At 36.0% G+C, this 7290-nt stretch carries 10 protein-coding genes; 5 read left to right on the top strand and 5 right to left on the bottom strand.

Features of this window, described 5'->3' with window-relative positions; translation table 11 throughout:
* Positions 1 to 477 (top strand): transposase (locus ACPDHL_RS15800; RefSeq protein ID WP_430533689.1); only part of this gene is annotated, 477 nt, incomplete at its 5' end.
* A 67-nt stretch (positions 478 to 544) separates the two neighbouring features.
* On the opposite strand, the gene ACPDHL_RS15795 is transcribed toward ACPDHL_RS15800, so the two are convergent.
* The 3 genes from ACPDHL_RS15795 to ACPDHL_RS15785 form a co-directional block, all read right to left on the bottom strand.
* Positions 545 to 1183, bottom strand: a complete 639-nt coding sequence (locus tag ACPDHL_RS15795; protein WP_430533688.1) for a DUF6266 family protein — start codon at positions 1181 to 1183, stop codon at positions 545 to 547.
* A gap of 316 nt (positions 1184 to 1499) precedes the next feature.
* A complete protein-coding gene (locus tag ACPDHL_RS15790) occupies positions 1500 to 1679 on the bottom strand; it encodes a hypothetical protein (protein ID WP_430533687.1) in 180 nt (59 codons plus the stop codon).
* Between the two features lie 612 nt (positions 1680 to 2291).
* Positions 2292 to 3092 (bottom strand): RteC domain-containing protein, encoded by an 801-nt coding sequence (locus ACPDHL_RS15785; RefSeq protein ID WP_430533686.1) that lies wholly within the window; start codon positions 3090 to 3092, stop codon positions 2292 to 2294.
* Positions 3093 to 3273: 181 nt separating this feature from the next.
* On the opposite strand from ACPDHL_RS15785, the gene ACPDHL_RS15780 reads away from it, so the two are divergent.
* The 4 genes from ACPDHL_RS15780 (at position 3274) to ACPDHL_RS15765 (ending at position 5045) form a co-directional block, all read left to right on the top strand.
* Positions 3274 to 3819, top strand: a complete 546-nt coding sequence (locus ACPDHL_RS15780; RefSeq protein ID WP_430533685.1) for a hypothetical protein — start codon at positions 3274 to 3276, stop codon at positions 3817 to 3819.
* Positions 3806 to 4117, top strand: coding sequence for a hypothetical protein (locus ACPDHL_RS15775; protein ID WP_430533684.1), 312 nt, complete (start codon positions 3806 to 3808; stop codon positions 4115 to 4117). The genes ACPDHL_RS15780 and ACPDHL_RS15775 overlap by 14 nt, the downstream gene beginning before the upstream one ends.
* A gap of 27 nt (positions 4118 to 4144) precedes the next feature.
* A complete protein-coding gene (locus ACPDHL_RS15770) occupies positions 4145 to 4441 on the top strand; it encodes a hypothetical protein (protein WP_430533683.1) in 297 nt (98 codons plus the stop codon).
* 340 nt (positions 4442 to 4781) lie between these two features.
* Positions 4782 to 5045 carry a hypothetical protein gene (locus ACPDHL_RS15765; protein WP_430533682.1) on the top strand — a complete coding sequence of 88 codons (264 nt, stop codon included), beginning with the start codon at positions 4782 to 4784 and terminating at the stop codon, positions 5043 to 5045.
* 278 nt (positions 5046 to 5323) lie between these two features.
* Here ACPDHL_RS15765 and ACPDHL_RS15760 read toward each other — a convergent pair whose 3' ends face one another.
* Together ACPDHL_RS15760 and ACPDHL_RS15755 are read right to left on the bottom strand one after the other, a co-directional pair.
* On the bottom strand, positions 5324 to 6376 hold the full coding sequence (locus ACPDHL_RS15760; protein WP_430533681.1) for a hypothetical protein: 1053 nt from the start codon (positions 6374 to 6376) through the stop codon (positions 5324 to 5326).
* Between the two features lies 1 nt (position 6377).
* Positions 6378 to 7004 carry a hypothetical protein gene (locus ACPDHL_RS15755; RefSeq protein WP_430533680.1) on the bottom strand — a complete coding sequence of 209 codons (627 nt, stop codon included), beginning with the start codon at positions 7002 to 7004 and terminating at the stop codon, positions 6378 to 6380.
* Positions 7005 to 7290 lie beyond the last annotated feature (286 nt).

Here is a 7290-nt window from a genome sequence, read left to right as displayed (position 1 = left end):
GAAAAGCTACCTAATATTGGAAGTAGTACTAAATACACCACCACTGGTTTTGCATCAAAAATACATTTGTACCAAGCTTCTAACTGCTTGAAATGCTCGTTAAAAGAGCTATGTAATAAAGCAGCAGAAAACAGAACAGTCTCTATGAATCATAGATTGGTTCAAATAAAACAACATATTAGAGAATTACTCAACTCTGAACGCGGTAAATATCATAGAAGTAAAAGACCTGTAGAAGTAGAAGCTGTTTTTGGACAACTAAAAAGCAACAACAAATTTACTAGGTTTACTCTAAGAGGATTAGAAATGGTCGAAATTGAATTTGGACTGATGGCTCTTGCACATAATTTAAGAAAACTTACTAAGAATAGAGAAAAATCGACTTTAAACAACAATTTTCATCCTAAAAAAGAGACTGATAAACGAAAAATGACAAATTATAAGTCTAAAACTCGTTTTAATTGCAAGAACTTTTAATCTAAGAGAAAAGTAACGTTTTATATAATACAAAAGAGGGTGACCTTTTGGGACACCCTCTTTTTTCTTAATTTCCTCCACTTGCCTTTACAAAGGAGCTTGTACTGCATTCCGTATCTTCTTCATTGGTCAGAAAAAACCAAATCACACAACTGCCAGCCTCAATTCCTTCGGGTAAGGACGTTGAAAACGCGGCTGCACCTCGCGTGACAACGCGATCAAAAATCTGAATCACGTGGGACTGTTTATCGTAGACCACAACTGTTAGCAAGTCGCTTGCTTTGCCCAAGCTAGCCGCTGTGTTGATTGTCCAAGCCAAACTAAGGGTTGCATGGTCTACCGTTACCGTATTCATCGTTACCGTAGGCAGAATTCCTTTGCTTATAACAACCTTTTCCACCTGAATAACAAAAGCATCCTCTTGCGCAACAACCGCTTCATTGATGTGATACGCCATCGCTAAATTAAGCGGCGATTTTAGCCCTTGACTCGTGCCAAAATAGCGCTTCAATAAGAAATTTAATGGCTGCAAGAATTGGGATACCAGGCTAAACTTACTGCGGTGGTCTAGCTGCTTTTTCGATGCTTTTTTTCCCGTTTTGCGCGGCCTAGCTCGAATGATGTTTTTACCTCGCCAACTCGCGCCTACGACAGTGCCTACTTTTCCACTGACTCCTCCTAAAATACCTTGTTTAACTTCTGCCATACTTTCTCGATTTACAATGATTATTTTTTTCTACATTCTCTCCTTTTTGCTCGCTTATTCGAGGAATACACTGCAAACCTAAACAAGTAAATTCAACTGTGAAATCCCCCCTGCTCCATTCTTCCACTTTTGGGATTACAAAGGATAAAATGGCGTTATATTTCTCCTCCATTAAAAAATAAAACACTGTAGATCATGCAAGTATAAATAAAACCTTGTCATTTGTTTGGGGATTCTATGGTATTTCCCTGTGTTTACTAGGGCTAGACCCCATTTTACCAAACAAAACCCATAGGAAACCCAAACAAAACCTTACCTATTGCAGCGCGCTAAAGACTTCTTCTTCGTCTAAGTGCATACATACACTAAACTCTTTGTAGGTCACCATCGCTCCTGCTGGTCTTTCATACCTCTTTCGAACTTCATTTAGAATTTTTAGGGCTGTTTTATAACTGCGTCCTGTACTTACAACTACAGCTGTAGCATAAATAAACATTCTTCCATTTTATCTAGCTGTTGTACTCATCTTGTTCCTTTTTACGATTCATTGTCGTGAAGGTACTTCTCTTTTACATGAAGGGGTAGTGTTTTCCAGCACTTGTACCGTTAACAGTCGAGCAAAATCTTTTACTCCTTTGTATACCCAATCGCGATCAAACGCATCACCCTCTCTTTTCCATCGCTGCTATTTCGAGCAATTTTGTCAGACACTAACCTACAAAAATCAAGACTATGCTGACACTGGTACTCCATCGACTTTATCTACCCGAAACGTCCCATGGGTTACCTCAAATCGACAAGCAAAACATTTGCCTAACCTTAGCTGCCATTAGTGGGGGGTATTCTTACTGCACCCGTCACCTTACCTGTGATGCTCACCACCGTTGCGACATATTTAGCCGTAGCAAGGGGAATTATCCCTGCAGTAAATCAAAGTACAATGGAAGACGAATAGCCCCTTGTCGATGCGTTAAGTAGGAAAAAAAAGAGGACAGCCGTTCAATGGCTGTCCTCTTTTGTACTGTAGAAAAACGCGATTCTCTATCCTCTTGTTAGGAAACAATAGAACAATCCGCTGTATTTCCTTCTCCCCTCTCCGCCTCTTTTTTTATTCATTGTATAGATCCATATCCACAATGACTTGGTTCATTTCAGCTAAAAAGTTATTCGAAAAATCCGTGCGTTTTTTAACCTTGTTAAGGGTTTGGTAAAAATGCTTGCTAACATCTAGACCAAACAGTTGACCAATCTCTCGTACAACAACCATCACAGCTACCTTTTCTCCATTGATCCGATTACAATGAGCCAGCGCATACACGAATAAGCAAAAATCTTGTTTGGAGCGATTCCATGTCAAGAGGATTGGTGTTTCTCGCTCCTCTTGTAGATTTAACAGGCCTGTTAGGCAATTAATAATACGTTTCAAAGCTCCAAAATAGGCGTTATATAAAAACGGATATCGCTCATCAAAAAAGGCCCATTCTCCTCGCTCATCATTTTCTACTACGTGCATTTTAAGGGCTAAATAATCTATGGGAAGCTGTTGGGCACAAAACGCGTTATACCGCTCAAAAGATTGCAACCTGTAGGTCATATACTGCTTTAGCTTCTGATTAATATAAGCTTCGAATTGCGTGTCTTCAATTGGGAGGGAGTTGCAAAAAAACACCATTTCACGGCTATACCAATAGTACGTAAGGGTATCGATCCATATTTCCTCATAAAAGATACGTTCACTCGCCTTCGTTCGAAAGGAATGGGTACGAGCCACTACCCTCAATTTCTTCATGAATTTATTCCAATGATGCACATGAGCCGACCATTCTTCTATATTCATATCCTGCTTCTGCTCTAATTCATCAATTAATCGCACTTTTTGCTCTAAACAATACCTAAGTTTCTTGTTCATATTCTTACATTTTATTTTTATCACAAAAATGAAGCAAAAACCATACTGAAAATTTGACGAAAACACACAAACAACGACTTTTCAATTCAAATATTACAGAATCACCACCAAACAAAGCAATTAGCAAAGTGTAAAATTTTTCGTTCTATTCTACATTTGATCAACTAAAACACCCCCAAAGATGAATTATATTAAACATTTAAACGCTTGCTTCGACCTGATGAAGACCAACCCCAAGACCAATTCAACGCTTATCGCACTCTATGTTGCTCTCTTTCTCCTTTGGAACCAAAATCGATTTGCCCCTTCTTTTGGCATTAACAGACAAGAGATGATCAATTTGAGCAAACTTGGTATTTTCTCTACCTATAGCAAATGCATGAAAGAGCTCCACTATTGGGGTTGGATTGTTTATCACCCCTCTACCTCCAAGTATGGTATTAGTCAAGTATCCATGCTTTCCTACGAGCAATTTAGCCTGGAGCAATTGAACCTCGAACAGATGACTCAAATACAACCGACAACCTCTACACCGCTTGGGTCTTCTCCTCCTACAACACCGATTAGGCAGTCGAGTACAACGCGAGAAAAGAAAACGGGTACGGACTCGAGTAAGACAACGAGTACAACGCCGACTAAGAAACAAGAAGTGGGTCACTTATTAAAACAGCAAACTAAAAAAGAAGAAAAAACAACTGTAAACACAAAATTTTATGAGCCTCTTTAAATTACAACTAGAAGATACGTATGATATCAATACAGCCACGCGAAAAAAAATATACGACCTCGATCGATGTGAGGCCTTTATTATGGAAAGGGGAACCTCCATTTACGGACCAAACTTTATGTTGAGTCTTAAACAGCGACAAATCTTTCACAAACTATTGATTTACGCCATTGAAGACGCCGAAAATATGAATAAGCACAACCTACATCCCAACAGAGGACTCCTGTTGATGGGTGCCCCTCAAACGGGTAAAACTGCGTTTTTTCGTCTTATTCAGCATTTTTTTTCGCGAAGGTGAAATTATGAAATCAAAAGCAGTAGACTTTTGGCATTCGAGTTTTCTTGTGAGGGATATGAAGCGTTTAGTTCGCTTTTCGAACCCCAATCTAAAGTGTTGTGCTTGGATAATATTGGTCGCGAACAAGTGGCCCAAAACTATGGATCTACCTGTGATGTGGTCTATAATATCGTAGAACACTTGTATGAACAGCGCTTTGACCTGACCTACCCTAAACTTCACCTCACTTCTTCCTTATCACCTAGTGAACTAGAAAAAAGATACGGCAAGGAATTCAGGCGAATGTTACAAGAAATGTTTACTGTCATTGTCTGTGAAACTTAGACATACTACCCCATCAACACCATTGAGGTTAGTGCTACCTACTTATCCCATACAAAACCTGCAACTTTCTTTTTTATGGGAACGAAAAAAGACATTCACAAAACAAACACTTCCTAAAAAAGACGTATACAAAACAAACAAAATACTAGTAATCAAATATATACACCAAAAACAAAGACTAAAATACAGTACTTTTATCTCTCCTTTAATCACATAACAACATAAAACAAAAAATTTGACTCGTATGGTACAGTGGCAGGATTGGAAACAACTGCAAGCGTTTATGTGAACGTTAGGACACTTAACCCATACGGGTTTTATTTCCTTCAACTCACAGCATATGAATGCAACTCCAACCCCTTCGTTGCTTACCGCAAACGATCAGTACAACTTAGCGTTACTTCAATCGCTTTATGATCAACAAGCAAGCTTTACGGCTTATGCGCAATGTATAAATGAACTTTTTTACTACTATGTACAGCATTGTACGACTCAAGCAGATGATTTCTTTTTAAATCCAGCAGATGTACATTGCATACTAGAAGTAGTAACTGTATTTCAACAACTCAAGGTACCAATATCCAGTGATCTTGAAGAGTTTTAATTAGAGCCTCTCACTTCCTAAACGCCGCTCTTGGTAAAGCGACTATTTGTATAGACAGGTGTTCTGTATTCCCCCCTACTTGTTGTTCTGATCGGGTTAACGTACCTTCTAGCTCCTAAGTAGAAGCAATCCGCCGTACTAAACAAAGCTCAACAAAAGGAAGCAACTCCATAGTCTAGGAATACAAAGCCCAACAGCAAAGATAAATTGCTGTTGGGCTTTTTAAAATATTGTTTTGTATGTACTCGAAATGTTAAATAGTTTTTATAATTTATTATCTATTTCAATTCACTCAAAATCAGTTGATTCTTTTTAATTAATTCTCGAACATTTTGTAGATGAACAGCTAAGATACCATCTGAATAATCTCCCACTCTTCCTTCTAGCTTATTTTCAATAACTTTAAAATACTCTTTTGATCTCTTAATCTTTGAAGGGCTGACATTAGCTAATTCAGTTGCTCTACTAATTGCTAATGCTGTTCCAAGCCTCTTTGTATTAATTAATTGTCTCTCTGCTAAAACTTGACGCTTAACTTCATTGCTAAGTGACTTAATAACTTTATCTCTAGCACTAGCGCCTAATTTAGTATTTCCAACATAAGACATTAGTTTATAGGTTTGTTTAACTATAGGGGGTGCATTATCCGATACATTTTTACCTTGTTTAGCTAATTTAGCACCTAGAGATAAACCACGTAAAGTTCCTTTTGTAATTAAGCTACCACCAGGAAGTAAACCTGCGGCTAAAACAATTCCATCGGTACCTAGCGCTTGCAAATCATCTTTTTCTTGAATTTTAATTCTTTGCTTTTCGTCTTGAGAAAACTCTTTAATTTTTAATAATACCTCTTCACTTAAAATAATGTTGTCAAGATCATAAAAAGAATTTAGTTTCTCTAAACTAATGTTGAATTTCTTACTATAAGCAATATTTAGGTCTTCAATTTCACTTACTAAATCATTATAAGCTAAATTAATTTCAGCATCTTTCATTAATAAATTAACTAAAGCTTGGTTATCTATTTCATCTTTATAATTTAAAAATTCAATATCCGATTTAGCGTAAATCTGTTTCTTTTCGTATTCAACTAATAAATTATCATATATTTTTACTTGATCATAAATAATATTAGGCAATACTACCTGAAGATTACCCTCTTTATGTCGAGATAAAATTTCAAGTGCATTTTGACTGTATAATTCTATATCTATACTCGTTTCTTTTGATTGCGTATAATCCTCTGTTTTAACTTGTTCTTTTTTTTCTGAACATGAGTAAAGAAAAAATGCATTTGCAAACAATGCTACTACTATAATTTTTTTATACATATTAAAACTCTTTTATTGCCCCCAGATTTAAAGTATGAACAACCTTATCTCCATTTACTTTATTTGAATAGCGAAAATATTGTTGTTTGCCTTCCTTATAAAACTTAGTAGAAACTTCTCCTTTAAAGTCTTCTTTAACTATTTTGTGATCCTCAAAAACAATGTCATGCATATCAGTTTTAAATAATCCATCCCCTATGCGTCTAACACTAGTACAGCTTAATTTCTTAGCATTGTCAATTGAAAAACTATAGATATAAAAATTTTCTTTTGCTTTATAAAAATACGTCAAGACATCTTCATACTTATAAACTTTTGATCCTGCATCATCTATTTGGGAATCAATAATTTTATATAAATCTCCATTAGCCTCTAATATATAAGGATTGTTATCTGAGTTAAAAAATTCAAGAACTAACCTATAATCTGGATACTTTGTATTCATATCTGTTAGATAAGCTAAGCGTCTATCGTTTTTAACTTCATCAGAGTCTATAAATATCTCTTTAGTTTTCGTGAAAAAACCCTTCTCATCTACCTGTTTATCTACAACTTGCTCAGAATCCTCTTTTTTACTTGAACACGAGAAGAGTAGTAAAACTAAAACCATACCCAATACATTTTTCATATAACCCATAAATTCTTTTAGGAGTTTACTCCTATTATCAAAAAAATATTTAAAATCTGAACAAGATAATTATCTTAGACAAATACAATACAAACCTTTGGGTGAACTACCGTTATTACTTAGTAAAGCAATTAATTACAGCTCTAAGAAGCTTTATCTATCGTAGATACAGTTTGTATTGAAAAAACATCAATCGACTAAAAAACTAACTGATTATCCGTTTATGCACCTGTTATATTCGCAATTACTAGTCTGTCAAAGAGTTTGTCTCCAAAATACCGTCTGT

Origin of the sequence: Myroides sp. C15-4 (assembly GCF_050522745.1) — a bacterium.
GTDB lineage: Bacteria > Bacteroidota > Bacteroidia > Flavobacteriales > Flavobacteriaceae > Flavobacterium.
The sequence above is the reverse complement of the archived record's forward strand: the minus strand, read 5'-3'. Positions and strand labels throughout refer to the sequence as shown.

What these genes read in the sequence shown, in the direction of transcription:
- ACPDHL_RS15795 (WP_430533688.1), bottom strand. Translation starts at nt 1,183, where the DNA reads ATGGCAGAAGTTAAACAAGGTATTTTAGGAGGAGTCAGTGGAAAAGTA.
- ACPDHL_RS15790 (WP_430533687.1), bottom strand. Translation starts at nt 1,679, where the DNA reads ATGTTTATTTATGCTACAGCTGTAGTTGTAAGTACAGGACGCAGTTAT.
- ACPDHL_RS15785 (WP_430533686.1), bottom strand. Translation starts at nt 3,092, where the DNA reads ATGAACAAGAAACTTAGGTATTGTTTAGAGCAAAAAGTGCGATTAATT.
- ACPDHL_RS15780 (WP_430533685.1), top strand. Translation starts at nt 3,274, where the DNA reads ATGAATTATATTAAACATTTAAACGCTTGCTTCGACCTGATGAAGACC.
- ACPDHL_RS15775 (WP_430533684.1), top strand. Translation starts at nt 3,806, where the DNA reads ATGAGCCTCTTTAAATTACAACTAGAAGATACGTATGATATCAATACA.
- ACPDHL_RS15765 (WP_430533682.1), top strand. Translation starts at nt 4,782, where the DNA reads ATGAATGCAACTCCAACCCCTTCGTTGCTTACCGCAAACGATCAGTAC.
- ACPDHL_RS15760 (WP_430533681.1), bottom strand. Translation starts at nt 6,376, where the DNA reads ATGTATAAAAAAATTATAGTAGTAGCATTGTTTGCAAATGCATTTTTT.
- ACPDHL_RS15755 (WP_430533680.1), bottom strand. Translation starts at nt 7,004, where the DNA reads ATGAAAAATGTATTGGGTATGGTTTTAGTTTTACTACTCTTCTCGTGT.